Origin of the sequence: Janthinobacterium sp. BJB301 (assembly GCF_002735685.1) — a bacterium.
Classification (GTDB): Bacteria; Pseudomonadota; Gammaproteobacteria; order Burkholderiales; family Burkholderiaceae_D; genus Janthinobacterium; species Janthinobacterium lividum.
In genome coordinates this window covers 133,552-149,930 of sequence record NZ_PDZJ01000001.1, presented here as the reverse complement: position 1 = coordinate 149,930, position 16,379 = coordinate 133,552, and the positions used below count along the sequence as shown (strand labels likewise).

22 protein-coding genes are annotated in these 16,379 nt (G+C 61.8%); 11 read left to right on the top strand and 11 right to left on the bottom strand.

Features of this window, described 5'->3' with window-relative positions; genetic code table 11:
• The first annotated feature begins 270 nt into the window (after window positions 1-270).
• Both CSQ91_RS00730 and CSQ91_RS00725 read left to right on the top strand, forming a co-directional pair.
• On the top strand, window positions 271-1,296 hold the full coding sequence (locus CSQ91_RS00730) for an OmpA family protein (RefSeq protein WP_034786319.1): 1,026 nt from the start codon (window positions 271-273) through the stop codon (window positions 1,294-1,296).
• Between the two features lie 70 nt (window positions 1,297-1,366).
• Window positions 1,367-2,314 carry a YihY/virulence factor BrkB family protein gene (locus CSQ91_RS00725; protein WP_070255091.1) on the top strand — a complete coding sequence of 316 codons (948 nt, stop codon included), beginning with the start codon at window positions 1,367-1,369 and terminating at the stop codon, window positions 2,312-2,314.
• A 61-nt stretch (window positions 2,315-2,375) separates the two neighbouring features.
• Here CSQ91_RS00725 and CSQ91_RS00720 read toward each other — a convergent pair whose 3' ends face one another.
• From CSQ91_RS00720 to CSQ91_RS00710, 3 genes are all read right to left on the bottom strand, one after another.
• Window positions 2,376-3,467, bottom strand: coding sequence for an AI-2E family transporter (locus tag CSQ91_RS00720; RefSeq protein ID WP_099387112.1), 1,092 nt, complete (start codon window positions 3,465-3,467; stop codon window positions 2,376-2,378).
• 177 nt (window positions 3,468-3,644) lie between these two features.
• The gene (locus CSQ91_RS00715) at window positions 3,645-3,956 is read right to left on the bottom strand and encodes a BON domain-containing protein (protein WP_034786324.1); all 312 of its coding nucleotides are present in this window, start codon (window positions 3,954-3,956) and stop codon (window positions 3,645-3,647) included.
• An 82-nt stretch (window positions 3,957-4,038) separates the two neighbouring features.
• Window positions 4,039-4,593 carry a hypothetical protein gene (locus CSQ91_RS00710; RefSeq protein ID WP_034786326.1) on the bottom strand — a complete coding sequence of 185 codons (555 nt, stop codon included), beginning with the start codon at window positions 4,591-4,593 and terminating at the stop codon, window positions 4,039-4,041.
• Window positions 4,594-4,859: 266 nt separating this feature from the next.
• Here CSQ91_RS00710 and CSQ91_RS00705 point away from each other — a divergent pair, with 266 nt between their 5' ends.
• The 3 genes from CSQ91_RS00705 to CSQ91_RS00695 all read left to right on the top strand — a co-directional run bounded on the left by CSQ91_RS00705 (window position 4,860) and on the right by CSQ91_RS00695 (window position 5,873).
• Window positions 4,860-5,306 (top strand): glycine zipper 2TM domain-containing protein, encoded by a 447-nt coding sequence (locus CSQ91_RS00705; RefSeq protein ID WP_034786328.1) that lies wholly within the window; start codon window positions 4,860-4,862, stop codon window positions 5,304-5,306.
• A 67-nt stretch (window positions 5,307-5,373) separates the two neighbouring features.
• On the top strand, window positions 5,374-5,526 hold the full coding sequence (locus CSQ91_RS00700) for a DUF3309 family protein (RefSeq protein WP_010396415.1): 153 nt from the start codon (window positions 5,374-5,376) through the stop codon (window positions 5,524-5,526).
• A gap of 44 nt (window positions 5,527-5,570) precedes the next feature.
• Window positions 5,571-5,873, top strand: coding sequence for a hypothetical protein (locus CSQ91_RS00695; RefSeq protein ID WP_099387111.1), 303 nt, complete (start codon window positions 5,571-5,573; stop codon window positions 5,871-5,873).
• A 28-nt stretch (window positions 5,874-5,901) separates the two neighbouring features.
• Here CSQ91_RS00695 and CSQ91_RS00690 read toward each other — a convergent pair whose 3' ends face one another.
• The 7 genes from CSQ91_RS00690 to CSQ91_RS00660 form a co-directional block, all read right to left on the bottom strand.
• The gene (locus CSQ91_RS00690; protein WP_034786332.1) at window positions 5,902-7,056 is read right to left on the bottom strand and encodes a patatin-like phospholipase family protein; all 1,155 of its coding nucleotides are present in this window, start codon (window positions 7,054-7,056) and stop codon (window positions 5,902-5,904) included.
• A 134-nt stretch (window positions 7,057-7,190) separates the two neighbouring features.
• Window positions 7,191-7,529, bottom strand: coding sequence for a hypothetical protein (locus tag CSQ91_RS00685; RefSeq protein WP_034786335.1), 339 nt, complete (start codon window positions 7,527-7,529; stop codon window positions 7,191-7,193).
• Window positions 7,530-7,550: 21 nt separating this feature from the next.
• Entirely contained in the window at window positions 7,551-7,937 is a 387-nt protein-coding gene (locus CSQ91_RS00680; RefSeq protein WP_034758936.1) for a phage holin family protein, read from the bottom strand.
• An 18-nt stretch (window positions 7,938-7,955) separates the two neighbouring features.
• Window positions 7,956-8,258 carry a DUF883 family protein gene (locus tag CSQ91_RS00675; protein ID WP_034786336.1) on the bottom strand — a complete coding sequence of 101 codons (303 nt, stop codon included), beginning with the start codon at window positions 8,256-8,258 and terminating at the stop codon, window positions 7,956-7,958.
• A gap of 58 nt (window positions 8,259-8,316) precedes the next feature.
• Complete coding sequence (locus CSQ91_RS00670; protein ID WP_370385375.1) at window positions 8,317-8,877, bottom strand: ferritin-like domain-containing protein; 561 nt, start codon at window positions 8,875-8,877, stop codon at window positions 8,317-8,319.
• Between the two features lie 168 nt (window positions 8,878-9,045).
• Window positions 9,046-9,945, bottom strand: a complete 900-nt coding sequence (locus CSQ91_RS00665) for an OmpA family protein (protein WP_099387110.1) — start codon at window positions 9,943-9,945, stop codon at window positions 9,046-9,048.
• Between the two features lie 32 nt (window positions 9,946-9,977).
• Complete coding sequence (locus CSQ91_RS00660; RefSeq protein WP_051992010.1) at window positions 9,978-10,382, bottom strand: DUF4398 domain-containing protein; 405 nt, start codon at window positions 10,380-10,382, stop codon at window positions 9,978-9,980.
• Between the two features lie 258 nt (window positions 10,383-10,640).
• Here CSQ91_RS00660 and CSQ91_RS00655 point away from each other — a divergent pair, with 258 nt between their 5' ends.
• Both CSQ91_RS00655 and CSQ91_RS00650 read left to right on the top strand, forming a co-directional pair.
• Window positions 10,641-12,677 carry an AsmA family protein gene (locus CSQ91_RS00655; protein WP_099387109.1) on the top strand — a complete coding sequence of 679 codons (2,037 nt, stop codon included), beginning with the start codon at window positions 10,641-10,643 and terminating at the stop codon, window positions 12,675-12,677.
• A gap of 181 nt (window positions 12,678-12,858) precedes the next feature.
• Window positions 12,859-13,077 carry a glycine zipper 2TM domain-containing protein gene (locus CSQ91_RS00650; RefSeq protein WP_034758955.1) on the top strand — a complete coding sequence of 73 codons (219 nt, stop codon included), beginning with the start codon at window positions 12,859-12,861 and terminating at the stop codon, window positions 13,075-13,077.
• Window positions 13,078-13,165: 88 nt separating this feature from the next.
• On the opposite strand, the gene CSQ91_RS00645 is transcribed toward CSQ91_RS00650, so the two are convergent.
• Window positions 13,166-13,942, bottom strand: coding sequence for a Crp/Fnr family transcriptional regulator (locus CSQ91_RS00645; protein ID WP_092612473.1), 777 nt, complete (start codon window positions 13,940-13,942; stop codon window positions 13,166-13,168).
• Window positions 13,943-14,132: 190 nt separating this feature from the next.
• Here CSQ91_RS00645 and CSQ91_RS00640 point away from each other — a divergent pair, with 190 nt between their 5' ends.
• From CSQ91_RS00640 to CSQ91_RS00630, 4 genes are all read left to right on the top strand, one after another.
• Window positions 14,133-14,777, top strand: a complete 645-nt coding sequence (locus tag CSQ91_RS00640) for a glycine zipper 2TM domain-containing protein (RefSeq protein ID WP_099387108.1) — start codon at window positions 14,133-14,135, stop codon at window positions 14,775-14,777.
• Between the two features lie 169 nt (window positions 14,778-14,946).
• Complete coding sequence (locus CSQ91_RS00635; protein WP_034786348.1) at window positions 14,947-15,189, top strand: hypothetical protein; 243 nt, start codon at window positions 14,947-14,949, stop codon at window positions 15,187-15,189.
• 183 nt (window positions 15,190-15,372) lie between these two features.
• Window positions 15,373-15,519, top strand: a complete 147-nt coding sequence (locus tag CSQ91_RS28465) for a lmo0937 family membrane protein (protein ID WP_010396376.1) — start codon at window positions 15,373-15,375, stop codon at window positions 15,517-15,519.
• Between the two features lie 202 nt (window positions 15,520-15,721).
• Window positions 15,722-16,357, top strand: a complete 636-nt coding sequence (locus tag CSQ91_RS00630; protein WP_034786394.1) for an OmpA family protein — start codon at window positions 15,722-15,724, stop codon at window positions 16,355-16,357.
• The last annotated feature ends 22 nt before the right edge of the window (window positions 16,358-16,379 follow it).

The window sequence follows — 16,379 nt, the reverse complement described above, 5'->3', positions numbered from 1 at the left end:
CCGTGATTGCAAAATTTTCCGGAGGCGAATTAGTTTTTTTCAACACCGAAGTAGTTGTCGTGAATCTGCAACACCATTGATATACAACAATGCTTTGTGCGCTAACGCACCGACCACGTGAACCTGCAACCGTATTCTCTACTCCAACAGCAGTGCATTTATCGCAAGAAAGCGCACCTGGAATTGTTGTCCATCTCTAGCAATAGCATGTCTGGCAGTTGTCGCATTGATGCATTAGAGAAAATCTCTTATCAACGTTGGGAGTTACTTGTGAATAATCTAAAAAAAATCGCCGTTGCCGCCGCAGTACTGTGCTCCGCCCTCGGCGCACAGGCCCAGGAAATCAATCCTTCCTGGTACATTCAACCTAGCCTCAACGCACTCAAGCCAGATTCCGACTTCGCTACGGATAAAACCGGGTATGGCGCAGGCTTGCGTTTCGGTAAACCTGTTTCCCAGGACTGGGATATCCAGCTGGGCACCACGTATGCCCGCTCCAAGGATGGCCAACAGCGCTACCAGCAAAATACGCTGGGCGTAGACGGTCTGTACATGTTCTCGCGTAAAGCCTTCCGCCCCTTCCTGCTGGTCGGTGCCGGCATGCAGCGCGACAAGGACACCAGCTTCGCTTTTGGCGAACGCAAAAAGAGCTCGCCGTATGCCAGCGTCGGTCTGGGCTTCCAGTCCACGATCAACGATCAACTGTCGTTCCAGGCTGACGTGCGCAACGTGCACGGCTTCCTGCGCGGCAATACGTTCGACCCAAGCAGCAAGGCCAACAACTACTACGTCACCGTGGGCCTGAACTTCGCGTTCGACAAACCACCTGCACCGCCGCCACCACCGCCACCGCCGCCAGTGCGTGAAGAAGTCGTCGTGGTCGTGCCGCCACCACCGCCGCCACCGCCAGCACGCTTTGAAAAAGTGACGATGGCAGCAACGGAACTGTTCGCGTTCGACAGCGCCAAGCTGGGCCCGACACAGACCAAGCTTGACGAAATCGCACGCGTGCTGAACGCAGCGCCGGACGTCAACAACGTCGTCATCAGTGGTTATGCCGACCGCATCGGTTCGGCCAAGTACAACCTGAAACTGTCGCAGCAGCGCGCTGATGCAGTCAAGGAATACCTGGTCGCCCACGGTGTCGCCGCCAACCGCCTGACGGCCGAAGGCAAGGGCTCCACCAATCCTGTCGTCACCTGCGATAACAAGAAGCGTGCCGACCTGATCAAGTGCCTGGAACCAAACCGCCGCGTTGAAGTGGAACAAATCACCATCGAACGCCGCGTGCAGTAAGCTAAACAGTGGTACGCCACTTGTGAATAAAAAAAGGGGCTCGCGCCCCTTTTTTGCATTGAAAGCCACCATGAATATTTCTACCCGCTATCCCAGACTGGCCGGCCTGGCGCCGTTCAGCAAGCAGATGCGCAGTGTCATCGTTTGTTCCGTCACCGAATGGCTGGAACACCGCGCCTCGAGCAAGGGCGCGGCCCTCGCCTATTACACCCTGTTTTCCATCGCCCCCATCCTCGTGCTGGTGATTGCCATCGCCGGCTTTTTTTATGGCCCGGCCGCCGCGCGCGGCGAACTGATGGGACAACTGCAGGGATTGCTGGGCACGCAGGGCGCCGAAGCCATCCAGCTGGTGCTGGCCGGCGCGAAGAACCATGAGCAGGGACGCATCGCCACCCTCATCGCCAGCGCCCTGCTGCTGTTCGGCGCCACCAGCGTGTTTGCCGAACTGAAAGCCAGCCTCGATGAAATCTGGCAAGTACCGCCCTTGAAGGAAGCGGGCGCCTGGGACATGCTGCGCACGCGCTTGCTGTCCTTCGGCCTGGTGCTGGTGCTGGCCTTCCTGCTGATGGTGTCGCTGGTGGTCAACGCGGCCATGGCCATCCTCGCCAACTTCTGGGAAGGCGTGTGGAAGGACACGGCCGTGCTGTTTACCATCCTGTCGAACCTGATCGGCTTTGCCGTGATCGCCAGCCTGTTTGCCGTCATCTATAAAATGCTGCCGCGCGTGCGCCTGTCCTGGCGTGACGTGCTGATCGGCGCCATCGGCACGGCCTTCATGTTTTCACTGGGGAAATACGCCATTGGCGTATATATCGGCAATAGCGGCGTGGCCAGCAGCTATGGCGCGGCCGGTTCGCTGGTGGCCCTGCTGCTGTGGGTATATTATTCAGCGCAAATCTTCTTCCTGGGCGCCGAATTCACGCGCCAGTTCGCCCTGCAGCTGGGCAGCATGAAGGATATGCCGAAGACGGACGATGGCGATGTGCAAGTCAAGATACTGAAACGCCACCAGTCGTAAGCGATACATCTGCATGCAACAACGGCGCCCGCGGGCGCCGTTTTCTTTACGTTGCCGCAAGCTATTCGCCCAGCAGCTCGGCCACCACTTCCATGCCCTGCACACGCTCGGCCACGACCTTCACGATGACGATGATGGGCACGCCCAGCAGCAAGCCCCAGACGCCCCACAGCCAGCCCCAGAACAGCAGGCTGATGAACACGGCCGTGGGATTCATCCGGGCGATGCGCCCCGTCATCCAGGTGGTGACAAAGGTGCCCACCAGGGTGGCGATGGCCATCGACGTGCCCGTCACCAGCAAGACCATTTCCAGCGATTCGAACTGCAGGAAGGCAACGAGGCCCGTGGCGATGGTGATGAGCAAGGGGCCGAAATACGGCATGATGTGCAGCAAGCCGGCCACGATGGCCCAGGCGCCCGCGTTTTCCAGGCCGATCACGCGCAGGGCGATCCACATCAGGACCGCCAGCAAGCCATTCGTGACGAGCAGCATGAACATATAGTTCTGGATCGACGTATTGATGTCTTCCAGGATGTGCACGGTGACCTTCTTGCGGCTCAGCGACGGCCCCGTCAGCTTGACGAGCTTGCGCTTGAAGGTGTCGCCCGACAGCAGCAGGAAAAACACGAGGAAGATGACCATGGTGGCCTGGCTGAGGAAGCCCACCAGGCCCAGCGAGCCGGCCCAGACCCAGTCCATGATCTTGAAGTTGGGCGCCTCGGCGGCGGCCGTGCGGCGGTTGTTGCGGCGCGCTTCGGCGCCGGCGGCCACTTGCTCGATTTCATTGGCCACGGCCTGCATCTTCTGGAAGGTGCTGTTCTTGCCGCCCGTACTGGCGGCGATCAGGCGCGACAGCTTATGCGTGGCGGCCGGCAATTCTTCAACGATGGATTCGAATTCGCCCTGCACGCGCTCGACCACGACGATGGAGCCGAACAGGATCAGGGCCGTGACGGCCGTGGCGCCGATGGCGCGCGGCAGGCGCAGCTTTTCCAGCCAGGCGACGACGGGATTGAGGGTGTAGGCGATGAAAATGCCGAAGATGACGGGAATGAGGAATTTCTGTGCCCACTGCAGCGCATAAATGAAGCTGACGGTGGCGATGATGCCCAGCGCCATGCCACGCGCATTGACATGCAGCGGCAAACGCAAGGATGAGTCTGGCTGCTCCGCGGGCGCGCCGGGAGGTGGCCCGGCAGGCTCGGTGGAGGCAGCCGCCACCGGCTCGGGCGGGGTATCTGTAGGCTGGATATGCATGCGATTCCCGCGACGGTCGGTGGAGGGCCGCAGGGCCAGCCCTGGGGCTGGCCGCTGCGGCAGGTCAGGCCATTACTTGACGCGGATGTCGTTTTTCACGGACTTCACGCCCTTGACGCCACGGGTGATTTCACCCGCTTTGGCGGCATCGGCTGGCTGGGCCACGAAGCCGCTCAGCTGAACCACGCCCTTGAAGGTTTCAACGTTGATTTCCGTCGATTTCAGGGTAGGCTCGTTGAAGATGCTGGCTTTCACTTTGGTGGTGATGGCCGCGTCGTCGATGTACTCGCCCGTGCCTTCCTTGGTTGGGGTCGAAGCGCAACCTGCAACAGCGAACAGGGAAGCGACGAAAAGGCCAGTAGCGATAGATTTGGTGAATTTCATGGTTTTTTCCTTAGGAGTGGTCAATCAATGTGCTCACAATGAGCTTCTTATACCAGTTTGGTGACTGCGCGCCGGAGGGAGCTCAGTAACCGAACTGGGTTTTTGCAGCCTTGATACAGTCATCCTTGGCTGCGCCGGCTAATGCATCGCATTTTTCTGTCGCGACCTTGTACTCGGCTTTTCTTTTTGCTTCACGCGCATCGCTGCGCGCTTCGATGACTTTCTTGTCTGCCTTGGCATCGGCCAGGGCCGCCACCTTGGTGGACTTGGCCAGCTTGACGCAGACATCCTTGTCGTTGCCCGTCAGCGCATTGCAGCGCGTCAGGTCGACGTCGTAATTGGCATCGGCAATCTTGATGCGCGCCTTGGTGTAGGCGCGCAGGGTATTCGTGTATTGCGCTTGGGCCACAGCTTCATCGTAGGTGCGCACGGCCTTTGCTTCGGCGATGCAGACATCCTTCGGGTTGCCCGTGATTTTTTCGCATTCGGCATGGGCCAGCTTGTAATTCAGGCCCGCCTGTTCATTGGCCGCCTTGTAGGCTGCTTTTGCTTCCGGCGTGGCAGCCACGGCCTGGCCGCCCCATGCGGCGCACGCCAGGCTGACAACGATGGCGGTGAAAAGCTTATTCTTGTTCATGTATTTCTCCCTGGTAGTGACAAGCATCTCTGCTTGGCATGACTACCGTTTTACGTGGATCGCCGCCTCTCTTCTGTACGCTGCCGTACACAAGTAATTTATTTTGAAAGCGGAAGGCAGACAGGGATAAATAACAACGTTTTGCTGGATCGTCCCGGTAAAAAATACCATTTTCGGCGCCAAATAAGTACGTGCGGCAGCGTACAGACCGGAAACAGGGGCATGACTAAGATGGCACTACACCCTCACCTCGTCAGGAGAATAAAATGAAAACCAACGCCACCTTGGCTGCACTGATGCTCGCCGCCACCGCCGCACTGAGCGGTTGCGCCACCGGTCCTTCCCAGTCACAACAATATTACCCGGCCAACCAGCCTGAATCCGCCATGTACGGCACCGTCGACTCCATCCAGATCGTACAGGGCGGCGGACAAACCAGCGGCGCGGGCGCCGTGGTCGGCGGCATCGCCGGCGCACTGCTGGGCAATACCATCGGCTCGGGCGGCGGACGCACGGCCGCCACCGTGGCGGGCGCCGTCGCCGGCGGCGTCGTCGGCAACCAGGTGGAAGGCCGCAGGCAGCAAGCGCAGGCCTACCAGATCAGCGTACGCCTCGACAACGGCGAATACCGCACCGTGGTGCAGGACAACGCGAATGATCTGCGCCCGGGCAACCGCGTGCGCGTCGTTGACGGCCGCGTCTACCGCTATTAATTTTCGGCGGAGCTTGCCAACAGGCAGCCGCCATCCCGCATGAGTCGTACGATAACAAGGAGTTGCCATGGGCACCATCATTCTGATCATCTTGATCCTGGCCCTGGTCGGCGTCCTGCCTACCTGGCCGCATAGCCGCAACTGGGGTTACGGCCCCAGCGGCATCGCCGGCCTGGTCGTAGTGATACTGATCCTGCTATTACTGACGGGCAGGTTGTAAAAAAAGGCGCTGCGGCGCCTTTTTTATTTCAAGGAGGAACTATCATGACTATCCACAACACACTCTTGGCCACCCTGTTCGCCTGCAGCCTGGCGCCTTTGGCACTGGCCCAGACGGCCACGCCGCAGCCGGGCGACCCGCAACGCTGGTACCAGGAAGACAGCACGGCGCAAGCCCAGCTGCGCACCCTGCGCAAGGAAATCGCCGCCGCCCTGGCCGAGGCCAAAAAAGCCTGCCGTTCGGAACCATCCGCCGCGCGCGCCACCTGCCTGAAGGATGCGCAGGACACGTATCGGCAAGACATGACGAACGCGGAAAAACTGCGCGAAGCGGCCCATCCGCAGTAGTGAAGCGTACTCTTGCGACTCGGCCTGATCAGGCGGCGTCGCGCTCGTAGGGCGGCAGTTCGTGCACCACGAGTGGCGTATCTTCCGTGACAAAGGCCAGCCAGCCGGCCGCCTTGATCGCGCGCAAGCCATCCTGGTAGCCCTGCTCCCAGCGCCACTCGATGGAGCCCCGGGAAAAATTGATATCCTTGGCCGCCATGTGCCAGTCGCGCCCCGCATACGGCAGACGCACGATGTGCATGGTGCTGTCGCAGCCGAGCGCCACCAGCTCTTCCGTCTGCTGGCGGTTGTGCTTTGTGTCGGGCAGGCCGGCGTACAGTTCGCGCAATTTGCGCTGCAAGGTATGCGTATTGACGTAATCGGCGATATGCCGCTTCGAGCGCGACGCGAAGGTCACGTCCTTTTGCCGCGTCTGCACTTCGTCGAGGGTGGTCGGCTCCGGTCCTTCCGAGCTCCACAGGTCGACCATGAAGACCAGGGTGTCGACGTGGGGCGTATCGTCAAGCACGGTTTCCAGCGGCGTGTTCGAGTACAGGCCACCGTCCCAATATAAGTCGCCATCGACGCGTACGCCGGCAAAACCGGGTGGCAAGGCGCCGCTGGCGCGGATATGGTCCGCCGTCAGGGGCTGCTGCTGGCTGTCGAAACTGGTGAGGCTGCCGCATTTGACGCGCAGGGCGTTGACGGTCAGGCGCATGCCGCCGGGCTGGTTCAGGTAATCGAAATCGACCAGATCCTCGAGGGTGCTGGACAGCTCGCTGGTGTCATAAAAACTGGCCTCTTCCGGCTTGACGGCGATTCCGGCGGGAAACAGGCTGAAGGCGCGCGGCTTGAAGAAGCCAGGCACGCCGCGCAGCACCGTATCGAGCGTGGCCAGCCAGATGTTCGAGCGGCGCTGCTGGTCCGATACCAGGTTCATGTCGATGCTATCGCGGTGCGCCACGCGCTGCCAGAACTCCTTCAGACGCACGAGCCGGTCTTCGTGCTTGTTACCCGCCAGAATGGCGGCATTGATGGCGCCGATCGAGGTGCCCACCACCCAGTCGGGCGCCAGGCCATGTTCGTGCAGCGCGTGGTAGACGCCGGCCTGGTAGGCGCCCAGTGCGCCGCCGCCTTGCAGCACCAGCACGATGCGCAGGCGCGAGGGATTTAACTGATTGATCGGTGTCTTTGAATTCGTCATCGAGATGGCCCTCTGTCCGCCGCGCGGGTGCGGCGTGAATCATTGTAAGGGATTGCGCCTGCACGTGCCGGACGTTGGGTACGGGCAAAAAAAACGCCGTCAATGACGGCGTTCCTGTGCAACACGGCTGGCGTTCAGCGCTTGCGGCGCAGCCAGCTGGCGGCAACGGCGGCCACGGCCACGAGGACCAGGGCCGGCTTGACCAGCTTCTTGCGTCCGATAAACGATAGCGCCGTCAGCACATAGGGCATGGCGCCTTGCAAACGCATGCCGCCCGGCGCCAGCAGGGATTCGACGCGGTGGCCGGCAAAGCCGACCGCCGTTTCGACCACGCCCTGCAGCATCGATTCCGGGCGCAGCGCATAGCCCACGTTGGCGCGCGCATGCACGATGCCCACGCGGTACATTTCGCCCTGGGCGATCAGCAGGCGCTTGCGGGCGGCTTGCGCCGCCAGTTTGTCGTTGTCCGACATGAATTCTCCTCGTAATGCAGCTTACATCAGCATGTCGCGGTCAGCTTTCAATTCCGCCATGGTGGCCGGCATGGACAGCTTTCCTTGACGCAGCATGGCGCGCGCATACATGACCAGGGCGATGGCCAGCAGTACGAACACGACCGTCATGATCGCCAGGATCTTCCAGCCCAGGCTATCCCAGGCCAGAAAGACGATCAGCACGCTGCCGTAAGCGATGGCAAACAAGCCCGCCACGGTCGCCAGCGCGAAAATGACAATCAGCTGCAGCATGTGATTGCGCACTTCCGACAGTTCGATGGTGGCCAGTTCCAGCCGCGACAACATCAGTCCGACGGCGTTTTTGGCCAGGCCGGCGACCGAGCCGATCAATCCCGGCCCCTGGTGAGACGAAGCAGACTTGTCCATATCGCTCCTGACAGTGGATTACTTGCGGCCCAGGATGAAGCCGACCAGTACGCCGACGCCAGCGGCGACGGCCACCGTGCGCCATGGGTTTTCCTTGACATAGCCGTCAGCCTGGGAGGCGAGCTGCTTGGTGGCAACGATGGCCGACGCCTGCGCTTCATGCGCCTTGGCCAGGGCGGCATCCAGGGTTTTCATGCCCTTGACGCGCACTTCATCGGCTTTTTCGCCGGTCAGGGCGGCAGCGGCGCTGAACAGGGCTTGGGCATCCTTGACCAAGGTTTTGACATCGTTATTGACGGTGGTGATATTGTTTTCCAACATGGTTTAGCTCCTTAGCTGTGGATGAATGTAGTTACTATACCTACTTTACTCAAAAACACTATTCCATTAGATCGCGCATATCATCGGCGTGCTCTTCCTCGACAGCCATGATCTTGATCAACAAATGGCGTGTGGTCGGGTCTTTGTCGCCGATTTTCACGATCATCTGGCGATACGACTCGATCGCTACCCGTTCCGCGATCAGATTGGCACGCACCATGCTCTGCACGTCTTCAGAGTCATCATACTCGGCATGGCTACGCGCAAGCAATGTTGCAGGATTAAAATCTGGCTTGCCATTCAATTGCACGATGCGTTCAGCCAGCCAGTCGGCGTGCTCCTGTTCCTGCTGCGCATGTTCAAGGAACTCGGCCTTGATGGTGCCGTTGTCGCGTCCGCTCACCGTGTAGTAATGGCGCTTGTAGCGTGCAATACACACCAGTTCGGTGGCCAGCGCCCCATTCAACAGGGTAATCAACTCCTGGCGGTCGGCCTGGTAGCCGGCCGTCACGGCGCCATCGTCCAGGTTTTTGGCGGCAGCGCGGATGGCGGCCGTATCGATGCCAGCTGGAATCTCAACAGATGTTTGGGTCATGATGTTTCCTTTCAAGTCTTGCATGGGTATCCACCGGCCAAGCTTCGGCCGGTGCTGCCTACTAACAAATCAAACACTAGGCAAAACCGTAGCGAGCGGCAGTGAATTGTGGCCGAGAAGCGGAGCTGTGCTAGAGCACAGTGAGCATCGGAGGCCGCAAGACGCGACGCGCAGCAGGTTTGGCCTGGTGTTTTAGCGGCGGGCGGGAATCGCCGTATTGTCTTCGGACAAGACGATTTCCACCCGGCGATTCAGCTGGCGGTTCGACGCCGTGTCGTTGCCGGCGGCCGGATAGGCGGCGCCATAGCCTTTCGTGGCGATGCGGTCGCGGCTGATGCCTTGCTCCAGCAGCGCATTGCGCACGGATTCCGCGCGGCGTTGCGACAATTCCAGGTTGTGCGAGGAGCCGCCCGTGCTATCCGTAAAGCCTTCGATCAGCACGGTGCGCTGCGGGTTGTTTTTCAGCACATCAGCCAGCTTGCGCGCCGTATTTGCGCCATCGGCCGTCAGGTTCGCCTTGTCCGTACCGAACAGCACGTCACCCAGGGTGATCACCATGCCGCGTTCGGTTTTCTTGGCGGCCAGGTCGGCCAGCTGCGCTTCGAGTCCGGCGGCGCGCGCTTGCGCATCGCGGGCCGACGCTTCGGCCGCTTGCGCCTGGGCCTTGGCCGCTTCCGCATCCGCCTGCGCCGACTGGGCGCGAGCCGTGGCCTGGTCGGCCTGCTGCGTGCGCGCATCGAGGCGCAACTGGTCGCGCTGCTTGCCGGCGTTGGCGATATCGGCTTCCGCGGCCTTCTGCTTGGCGACTTCTTGCGCCGTGGCTATCTTTTGCTTGGCCAGGTAGGCCAGCTTGTCGACTTTTTCGCTATCTTCCTGGCGCGTGGCGGCCGCGTTTGCCGCTTCCAGCGCAACGCTCGCTTCGCGGAATTCGCGTGGCGCATAGGTCGACACGATCGGGTTCGATTGCGCCGCCATGTAGTCGCCGCGGGTCTGGTCGAGCAGGCTGGTGGTGGTCGGTGCGGAGCTGCAGGCGGCAACCAGAGCGGCCATGGCCAGCAGGCCGGGAATGGTAGTGTAGGTAGCTTTTTTCATGATGGGGTCCTGTTATTAGTTATTGTTGTTGCTTATTGTTTTGGGGCTTGCTGATTGGCACGGTCGAGTTCTTCGCGCATGACGCGGATGTTCTCGTTGATTTCATCAGCGGCGCTGGTGGCCTTGGCCGAATTGGCCTTGCTTTGCGCCAGCTTGGCATCGGCTTGCGCCTGGTCCGCCAGATCGCGCGCCGTCTTGTAGTCGCGGTCTTTCAATGCCTGGTTAGCCATGCGCATTTTTTCGCGGGCCGAACGCATTTCATCAGGCGCCAGGTCGGCGGCGCCAGCGCTGGCAGCGTTATCGACGGCGGCGCGCGACACGGCAACATCGGCCGTGGCCGGCGTTTTCAGGCTGGAGCAGCCCGTCATCAGGACGACAGCGGTGGCGCAGGCGGCCAAGGCGGCCAATGGGGACATCTTGAAATCTCGGTTTGTCATTTTTCTTCTCCTGGAGAATGTTAAGCAATAGGGTTCATACGTCGGTGCATCTGGAATCAGGAACTGCGTTTGATGTATGACGTTATAGGCTCCGGCTCCCCGCATATCCGTTCGGTGCCGCACATAGGGTAAGAAATCGACAATACTTGCATGGGCAACGTGCGCCAGCGCACGTGCCCGCCAGCAAAACCTGAAACAGGCCCGGCTTTGAAGCGATTCCTGTAGCATCGCAACTACTTGTCCAGAAAGAATCAGCTTATGCCGCTCTCCCGCCGTCAGAAAATCGCCCTCGCCAGCACCGCCGTGCTCATCGCCCTGCCCGTCACGGCTTCCATCATCGTGCTGAACATGGACTGGAACCGCGCCAAGCCCTGGCTCAATGCGCGCGTCAGCGATGCGTTGGGAAGGCCGTTTGCCATCGAGGGCGACCTGGCGCTGACGTGGCAGCAGCCAACGGCTGGCGGGCAACAAAGCTGGCGCGACTATCTGCCGTGGCCGCACCTGCAGGCAAAGGACGTGCGCCTGGGCAACCCGAGCGCCATGACGGACACGGATGGCCAGGCACAGCTGGCCAGCGTCAGCCAGCTGGCGTTCTCGCTCAATCCGCTGGCCCTGCTCGACAAGAAAATCATCATTCCGCAATTGCGCTTCGACACGCCGCAGGTGCGCTTGCTGCGCAACAAGGATGGCAAGAACAACTGGACCTTCGACAAGCAGGACCAGCCATCGCCTTGGCAGCTGGAATTGCAAAGCGTGGTCTTCAGCAAGGGCACCGTGTACCTGGACGATGGCGTCAGCAAAACGGCGATGCGCGCCGACGTCGACACCATCGCGGACGATGCGCGCTACGGCATCGCCTGGACCTTGTCCGGCAAATACCATGGCGAAAGCATCAAGGGTGGCGGCAAGGCCGGCGGCGTACTATCGCTGCAGCAGCAGGGCACGCCCTTCCCCATCCAGGCCGACATGCGCGCGGGCGGCAGCAGCGTGGCCATCGAAGGCACCCTGACGCGCCCGGCCAACCTGGCCGCGCTGGACGTGCGCCTGAAGCTATCCGGACCCAGCATGGCCCGGCTGTATCCATTGACGGGCGTGCTGTTGCCGGAAACGCCGCACTTCAGCACGGAAGGCCATTTGACGGCGACCCTGGCGCCCCGCGGCGGCGAGTGGGTGTACGACAAGTTCAGCGGCAAGGTGGGCTCCAGCGACGTCCAAGGCAAGCTGGCCTTTTCCGCCAGCACGCCGCGCAAGCGTTTGACGGGGGAAGTCCACTCGCGCCTGCTGCAATTTTCCGATTTGGGTCCGCTGGTGGGCGCCGATTCCAGCGCCAGCAAGAAGGAACGGGGCGTGCCGTCGACGCAGCCGGCCGGCCGGGTCTTGCCGGTGGAAACCTTCAAGACGGAACGCTGGACCAGCCTGGACGCCGACGTGCGCTACACGGCTGACAAGATCACGCGCGATGCCGAACTGCCGATCAGCAAGCTCGACACGCATGTGGTGCTGACGGACGGCGTGCTGTCCTTGACGCCGCTCAACTTCAACGTGGCGGGCGGCACCCTGACGTCGCAAATCAAGCTCGACGGCAGCGGCAAGGTCATCGCCAATGGCATCGCGGCAGAGCTCAAGGCCAGCGCCCGCCATCTGCACATCCAGCAGCTGTTTCCCCGCCTGCCGGCCCTGCAGGCGAGCGTGGGCGAAATCAATGGCGACGCCTCGCTGTCGGCGACGGGCAATTCCGTCGCCACTCTGCTGGGCAGCTCGAACGGCGAAGTGCGCGCGCTGATCAACCGTGGCAGCATCAGCAAGCTGCTGCTGGAAGAAATGGGCTTGAATATCGGCAGTGTCGTGCTGGCCAAACTGGCGGGCGACAAGCAGGTCAAGCTGAACTGCATGGCCGCCGATTTCGCCGTCACCAAGGGACTGATGCGCACGCGCCAGTTCATCGTGGACACGGATGACGCCATCCTGAATATCGACGGCACGGTGAACCTGGCCGATGAACGGCTGGACCTGACCCTGCGGCCGGACAGCAAGGGCTTGCGCATCTTTTCGCTGCGCTCGCCCCTGTATGTGCACGGCACCTTCAGCAAGCCCGACGTGAGCGTCGACAAGGGCGTGCTGGCCCTGCGCGCCGGTGGCGCCCTGGCGCTGGCCGTGGTGGCGCCCGTGGCGGCGCTGCTGCCGCTGGTCAATACCGGCCCCGTCGAAGATAGCGAATGCGCGGCACTGCTGGCCCAGGCGCGCGTAAAACCGGTGGCGCCGAAACCTGGCAAGGCACCGCGCAAAAACCGGTAAGTCACACGTAGCCGTGCACGATTACAATTGTTACACCCCTATGTGCGTTGCCGAACAGACCCTGCCTTGCCACAATCCTATTCTGTAATCGTGCCTGAAACACCCAAGACGTGGCGATACGAAGTCTCACCGGCCCATACCATGCCGGCGCCACGAGGTCCGAATTCATAGGAGAACTATCATGCAAATCATTAAAAAAATCGCCGCTACCACTTCCGTTGCCGCCCTGCTGCTGAGCTTGACCGCTTGCGCCAACATGTCCGGCCAGGATAAAAACACCGCCATCGGCGCTGGCGTCGGCGCCGTTGCCGGCTCCGTACTGACGGGCGGCAGCGCCGTCGGCGCAGTCGGCGGCGCCGCAGTCGGCGGCGTGATCGGCAACCAGGTCAAGCCGAAGTAATTATTGATCGAGAAAGCGGGGTGGGTGCGCACGCGCCCGCCCCGCTTTTTTGCGTCTGCGGCAGAAGGATGAACGCCAGCAGGAAGAATCAGACGAAGACGTTGGCCATGCCGATGGCGCCGCTATCTTTGACCAGCTCGTAGCAGCGGCAGGACACGGCTTCCAGCCCCGCCGAATCGAGGATCTCGATATTGCCCCGGCTGTAGGTGATGAGTTTTTGCTGTTGCAGCGCGCTGGCCGCCTTGGTCACGCCGACCCGCCGCACGCCCAGGGTGTGGGCAAGAAATTCATGCGTGAGGTGAAATTTCTCCGACTGCAGGCGGTCGCGCGTGATCAGCAGCGAACGGGCCAGGCGCGCCTCGAGCACGTGGAAGCGGCTGCACACGGCAATCTGGATGGCTTGCGCCAGCAGGGTGTCCGTGTAGCGGTACAGCAAACGCTGCAGGGACTCGAGCTGGGCGAACTCGGCGCAGAACTCGGCCCGCCCGATGCGGCTGGCCGTACCGGAACGCTGCACCACGGCACGCACTTGCGCCAGGTCATGACCGAGCGCGACGGAAGCGCCCAGGACGCCTTCGCGGCCGACGGAGCCCACTTCCAAGGTCATCCGGCCTTCCGCCACGGCCAGCAGCGAAATCAGGCAATCGCCAGGGAAATAGATGTGGCCGATAGGCTGGCCCGGTTCGTACAGCACCTCGCCCACCTCGACCGTGACGGTATCGAACAGCGCCGTCAGGTGCCGCAAGTCGTGCTCGGGCAGGCTGGCCAGCAGGCGGTTGCCGGCGTCAAGCGCGCCCACGGGCGAACCCAGGCCGGATCGGCCTGCATCGCGGGACAGGGTCATGCTGGCAGTCGTTGGTGGCATTGCTTTTCCTTGGTGTCGTTACAACTCGACATAATTTTTACTTAGCCTACGGTGCAGTACCGGCCCTGTATGTACGGTGACGCACGGAAGCGGAGCAAGCGGCACAGCACACTGGCAATACACGCACAGAACAAGCATCAACCAACAGAACACGCAGCACCCTTTATTTAAAATAACCAAGGAGCCTTCCATGACTACCACCACCAAATCCCTCCATCCGCTGGTGCTTGCCGCCGCCGTCGCCGTCCTGCTGTTTTGCGGCGTCGGCACGGCTGCCCTGATGGGCTGGCTGCCTTCGTCCCAGGGCGATAGCCAGCCACTGGCGGCCAGCACCTCGGCCGAACAAATGGCCAACCTGCAGGCAAACCAGCCGCCAGCAAACTTGCAACCGGCCAGCGCGCAGCCGCTGGCCGCCCTGCCACAGCAGCAGCAGCCAGTGCGCCAGCCGCAACCGCAGCAACCGCAGCAACAATACGCGGCAGCCCCGGCGCCGCAGGTGTGCGCTAATTGCGGCGTGATCGAAGCCATCCATGAAGTCAATACGCGCGCCGAAGGCAGCGGCGTGGGCGCGGCTGGCGGCGCCGTCGTCGGCGGCTTGCTGGGCAACCAGGTGGGCGGCGGCCACGGCAAGCAACTGGCCACCGTGCTGGGCGCCGTCGGCGGCGCCGTGGCCGGCAACCAGATCGAAGGCAGCGTGCGCGCCACGCGCAGCTACAACATCGTCGTGCGCCTCGATAACGGCAAGACGCGCACCGTGCACCAGAGCGCCGCGCCAAACTGGCGCCAGGGCGACCGCGTGCGCGTCGTCAACGGCGGCTTGCGCGCCATCGGCTAAGGCATAGGCCGCAGCGCTGCCGCCGCTGCAATAAGTTGCAAATTCAACACACGCCCGGCTTGTCCGGGCGTTTTCTTTTTAACAATGTTCGTTGGCGTACAGATGAGCTTGCCGTCCCGCGAGATGATGCATTCAGGAAAGTTCAACGAAACGTCATCAAGGAGTAGCCATGCAAGACGACAAGGCAGGCAGCAACAGGATCTGGCTGGGTTTTATTGGCGGCGGCTTGCTGGCCACCGCGCTGGGCTTCTGCGCGCTGGATCTGGCGCCCGAAGCGGGCGGCCCCGTGTTCGGCGTCATGCTGCTGCTGACGGGCGGCATGGTCAGCTGCCTGGCCGGCGCCGTCGGCATGGCCGGCATGCTGGCATGGGTGCCGGGCATGGCCGATGAACACGCCGACCGCTCACGATAGTTGAGTCTTGTGTACGACAGCGTACAGAACGCAAGGGAAACAAAGTAGACACTTAGTCATGGCATCAGCGTTCAGCGACCCAGTCGCCGCGCAATGACAAGAACCGATGACGGCGCCACGCGCCAGCGCCTGCAAGGCCAAGGCCGTCGCCGTCATCCACACATTACTCTCGGAGGACACATCATGCTGTATACAATCGCCGTCGTACTCATCATTCTTTGGCTGCTGGGCCTGGTAACTTCCTATACCATTGGCGGCTTCATCCACATACTGCTGGTGGTCGCCGTGATCATGGTGCTGCTGCGCCTGATCAGCGGACGCGGTTTATAGAGGCCAATTTACTGGCCAGACGGGGCGGCGCGCGTGCGAACGGGCGCCGCCCTTTTGCCTGTAGTGCGCGCACACTGGCACGCCGCGCCATTTTGCAGTAACGTGTGCAGGTAATTCCTGGGTATGTCCCAATAACAAAACAAGGAGAAAATCCATGAAAGAAGCATTCAAAAAAGGCCCTGGCGCCAAATCCCTGATCGGCATGCTGGTGATCGCATTGGCCGCCAGCGGCTGCGCGGACATGTCCGCCACGCAACGTGGCACGGCCACGGGCGCCGGCGTCGGCGCGGGCCTGGGCGCCTTGATCGGCGGCACCACCGGTGGCGGCAGCAGCGGCCGCACGGCCGGCGGCGCCCTGATCGGCGCGGCGGCGGGCGCCGTGATCGGCAATATCTGGTCGAACCGCATGGAAAACCAGAAGCGCGCGATGGAACAAGCGACACAGGGTACTGGTGTGCAAGTGACGCAGACGGCCGATAACCGCCTGAAAATGGAAATCCCCAGCGATATTTCCTTCGACACCAACCGCGCCGACATCAAGGGCAATTTCCGCCCCATCCTCGACCGCTTTGCCGCCACCCTGAACGAAAACCCGAACACCACGGTCAGCATCATCGGCCATACGGACAGCACGGGCAGCGCCTCCATCAACGAACCGCTGTCGGTGGAACGCGCGGCCCACACGCGCGACTACCTGTCCATGCGCGGCGTCTCGCCGACCCGCGTCGTCACGGAAGGCCGCGGCGCCCGCGAGCCGATCGCCTCGAATGCGGATGCATCGGGACGCGCACGCAACCGCCGCGTGGAAATCTACGTAGCAGAGCTCGCTCCCCGCTAAGGCCGGGAAATCGCCATAAAAA

Coding starts and splice junctions, on each gene's coding strand:
- CSQ91_RS00725 (WP_070255091.1), top strand. CDS start 1,367: ATGAATATTTCTACCCGCTATCCCAGACTGGCCGGCCTGGCGCCGTTC.
- CSQ91_RS00715 (WP_034786324.1), bottom strand. CDS start 3,956: ATGAAATTCACCAAATCTATCGCTACTGGCCTTTTCGTCGCTTCCCTG.
- CSQ91_RS00710 (WP_034786326.1), bottom strand. CDS start 4,593: ATGAACAAGAATAAGCTTTTCACCGCCATCGTTGTCAGCCTGGCGTGC.
- CSQ91_RS00705 (WP_034786328.1), top strand. CDS start 4,860: ATGAAAACCAACGCCACCTTGGCTGCACTGATGCTCGCCGCCACCGCC.
- CSQ91_RS00700 (WP_010396415.1), top strand. CDS start 5,374: ATGGGCACCATCATTCTGATCATCTTGATCCTGGCCCTGGTCGGCGTC.
- CSQ91_RS00695 (WP_099387111.1), top strand. CDS start 5,571: ATGACTATCCACAACACACTCTTGGCCACCCTGTTCGCCTGCAGCCTG.
- CSQ91_RS00690 (WP_034786332.1), bottom strand. CDS start 7,056: ATGACGAATTCAAAGACACCGATCAATCAGTTAAATCCCTCGCGCCTG.
- CSQ91_RS00685 (WP_034786335.1), bottom strand. CDS start 7,529: ATGTCGGACAACGACAAACTGGCGGCGCAAGCCGCCCGCAAGCGCCTG.
- CSQ91_RS00680 (WP_034758936.1), bottom strand. CDS start 7,937: ATGGACAAGTCTGCTTCGTCTCACCAGGGGCCGGGATTGATCGGCTCG.
- CSQ91_RS00675 (WP_034786336.1), bottom strand. CDS start 8,258: ATGTTGGAAAACAATATCACCACCGTCAATAACGATGTCAAAACCTTG.
- CSQ91_RS00670 (WP_370385375.1), bottom strand. CDS start 8,877: ATGCAAGACTTGAAAGGAAACATCATGACCCAAACATCTGTTGAGATT.
- CSQ91_RS00665 (WP_099387110.1), bottom strand. CDS start 9,945: ATGAAAAAAGCTACCTACACTACCATTCCCGGCCTGCTGGCCATGGCC.
- CSQ91_RS00660 (WP_051992010.1), bottom strand. CDS start 10,382: ATGACAAACCGAGATTTCAAGATGTCCCCATTGGCCGCCTTGGCCGCC.
- CSQ91_RS00655 (WP_099387109.1), top strand. CDS start 10,641: ATGCCGCTCTCCCGCCGTCAGAAAATCGCCCTCGCCAGCACCGCCGTG.
- CSQ91_RS00650 (WP_034758955.1), top strand. CDS start 12,859: ATGCAAATCATTAAAAAAATCGCCGCTACCACTTCCGTTGCCGCCCTG.
- CSQ91_RS00645 (WP_092612473.1), bottom strand. CDS start 13,942: ATGCCACCAACGACTGCCAGCATGACCCTGTCCCGCGATGCAGGCCGA.
- CSQ91_RS00640 (WP_099387108.1), top strand. CDS start 14,133: ATGACTACCACCACCAAATCCCTCCATCCGCTGGTGCTTGCCGCCGCC.
- CSQ91_RS00635 (WP_034786348.1), top strand. CDS start 14,947: ATGCAAGACGACAAGGCAGGCAGCAACAGGATCTGGCTGGGTTTTATT.
- CSQ91_RS28465 (WP_010396376.1), top strand. CDS start 15,373: ATGCTGTATACAATCGCCGTCGTACTCATCATTCTTTGGCTGCTGGGC.
- CSQ91_RS00630 (WP_034786394.1), top strand. CDS start 15,722: ATGCTGGTGATCGCATTGGCCGCCAGCGGCTGCGCGGACATGTCCGCC.